Below are 2,738 nucleotides of genomic sequence, written 5' to 3' on the forward strand. Positions count from 1 at the left end.
CGGCTCAAGTGCGTACAGGTCATGTGCGGTTTTCACTTGTCGGTGAAGCCTCCCAGGCTAACGCACCTGGGCCTCCTCCCCCGATCAGGTGTTGCACTTCGGAGTTGAACCCGCGCGGAAACCCTACGTCGTGCCTGCCGACCTTCGCAAGACGCCCGGCGCCGCGAATGAATTGTTCAGACCTTTCTCAGTAGTTGACTTGCATGACGATCTACTCCTTTGGTGAGTTTCGCCTTGACGCCGCGCGTCGGGAATTGTGGCGTGGCGAAGAGCTGTTGCCGGCGCAACTGAAAGTGTTCGATACGCTGGTATGGCTGATCGAGCACCGCAAGCGAGCGGTGGGGCGCGATGAACTGATCGCCGCGGTCTGGGGCAAGGTCGATGTCACGGACAACGTACTCGCACAGATTGTCGGTCGCGCCAGGCATCTCGTCGGCGATAGCGGCGAGGAGCAACGTTGCATTCGCACCATCCCACGCTTCGGTTACCAATGGGTTGCGAGTACGCAGGTCCTGCAAGAAGGCATTTCCGAAAATGATGTTTCGATCGTGCCGTCCGATCCGACCGAACCGAAACCTGTCAGCGCTTCGATCCGCGCGCGCTTTCGGCGAGCAACAGCCCTTTTTACCACCGCCGTATTACTTGCGGGAACAGTGGCGCTGGTCGTCCTGGAAGGGCGCGCTCCGCACGCGACTCCAACCAGAACGGAAGCGGCATTGGTGTTGCCTGTCGAACTCGAAGCCGATGAAGATTTCTCCTGGGTGCGGTTGGGCGCCATGCAGTTCCTATCGCAGCGCCTGCGCAGCGCCGGACAGCCGGTCGTGCCGGACGCCACCGCGATTTCACTTTCCGAATCCTGGCATGGTAGGCCGCCGGACGATCAGACGCTCGACAAGCTTGCCTCGGACGGTGGCGTCGGGTGGTTGCTTCGTTCCCAAGCGGTATTCTCCGGCGGACGCTGGCGGGTGGTATTGACCACGCTCGGTCGTGATCAGTCGGTGCATGCCTCTGGCGAGTCCGAAGATGTCATTCAAGCGACTCGTTTTGCCTTCCAGGCGCTTGCCGCCAAACTCGAATTGCTTCCCGAGCAAGACGACCTCGCTATTCGGCAACCTGAACTCGCGGGCATGCTTCAGCGCGTGAAGGCGTTCGTGCTGGCCAACCGGCTGGAGGAAGCACAGACGTTGCTGAACGGACTCTCCCCGGAACAGCAGGCATTGCCGGATGTCGCCTTCCAGCGCGCCCAGATCGACCTGACCGCCGGCCGCGTCGACGCCGCCGTCGAGACACTCGAAGCACTCCTCAAGAACGGCCCTTTCGCCCACGATGAAGTCATGCGTGCGGAAGTGCTGAGCGCGCTAGGCGACACGCGCTACCGCAAATTCGACTTTCCGGGCGCCTGGCGCCTCTACACCGAGGCCATCGCCGTCGTTCAACGCAGGACGGACTACGCGGCCGCGAATCTGCTCGGGCGCATCCACCTGTACCGCGCCGGAAGCGCATCGCAGATGGGGCGCCTGGATGAAGCGCAAGACGACTTCGCGCAGGCTCGAGTCATTCTGGAAGCAACGGCAGATCGGGTTCATCTGGCCAAGCTCGACAACGCCACGGCAATGTTGCTCGCCTTTTCCATGAACCGACCGGAAGCAGCCTTGCCCTATCTGACGGATGCGGCCGACCGTTCGGCGACGTTTTCCGATACCGCGGGCGAGTTGCGCGCTCGCCTCACACAGATGTCGATATACCTGCTGTCGCTCGACGTGGAGAGGGCCTTGGCTCAGGACATGCGCGTGCGCGAACTGGTAGTGCGTACGGCGTTTCCGGCGCTGCGCCAGTTCGCCGAATTGATGCGCGCACGAGCCTTGATCGACTATGGCCGGACGACCGAGGCAAGAGCGATCATCAAACGCGAACTGGAACACGCGCCGTCATACGGCGACCCGGGCTTGATGCTCTTGGCGCACGCGCTGAACGCACGCATCGGGTTTGGCGAAGGCCAATACGCCTTCGCGGAAAATGAAGCCGAGGCCGCCATGGGAATCGAACTCGCCGGATCGGATGAGCGCGAGTATGCGCGCGCCGCATTGGTTGCGATCAGGGCGCGCAGACGCGCGGGCGACGACCACGCCGCGGCACGCCAGCTTTCCGCTTTGCATGCCTGGGCCGAAGACACGGGCAGGGACCTCCCGCGCCTCTACGCCGCGATCGCCGCGGCCGAAGCCGCCGCAGGCGCTGGCGACGAGGGAGAAGCGGATCGAAATTACCAGATGGCGCAGACGCTGGCCGAAACGATCCGGATCCCTCTCGACACGCTCGAGTTCACGAAGAGCTACGCGGATTGGCTTGTCGCGCGTGGCGATTCCACCCGGGCCTCGGCGGTCGTCAATGCCATCGCGCCCTGGTCGACGACCAGCTTTGATGCAGCCTTGCTGCGGTTGCGGCTCTATCACGCGCTCGGCCAGATCACGGCCTGGCGATCGGCCTTGGCGCAAACCCAAGCGTTGGCTGGCGAGCGCCAACTGCCGGAGGCGCTGCTTCAAATGCCCGCCGGCGACCGCTAGCCGCAGGTCGACGTGCAACGACGGAAGTGCTGAAAACACAGCGATCGGGCGACCGAGGAACCGGCATGCGAGAGCCGTTCGCGACATGGTGGAGTCATGCGAGGGTTCGCCTGGGCGCAGCCAGGTAGCCGCCACCAGGGCATGACGCAGAAATTGCCCAGAGGTTGTCGGCGTACC

General features: G+C 63.4%; 1 protein-coding gene. It reads left to right on the forward strand.

Annotated features, from left to right (window positions below; translation table 11 throughout):
* Positions 1 to 203 precede the first annotated feature (203 nt).
* The gene (locus tag VMR39_RS19220) at positions 204 to 2,561 is read left to right on the forward strand and encodes a winged helix-turn-helix domain-containing protein (RefSeq protein WP_325418057.1); all 2,358 of its coding nucleotides are present in this window, start codon (positions 204 to 206) and stop codon (positions 2,559 to 2,561) included.
* The last annotated feature ends 177 nt before the right edge of the window (positions 2,562 to 2,738 follow it).

The sequence above is a fragment of the Sphingobium sp. genome (assembly GCF_035511395.1).
Classification (GTDB): Bacteria; Pseudomonadota; Alphaproteobacteria; order Sphingomonadales; family Sphingomonadaceae; genus Sphingobium.

Bases quoted from the DNA above. Each gene is read 5' to 3' on its own strand.
- VMR39_RS19220 (WP_325418057.1), top strand. From the start codon at position 204: ATGACGATCTACTCCTTTGGTGAGTTTCGCCTTGACGCCGCGCGTCGG.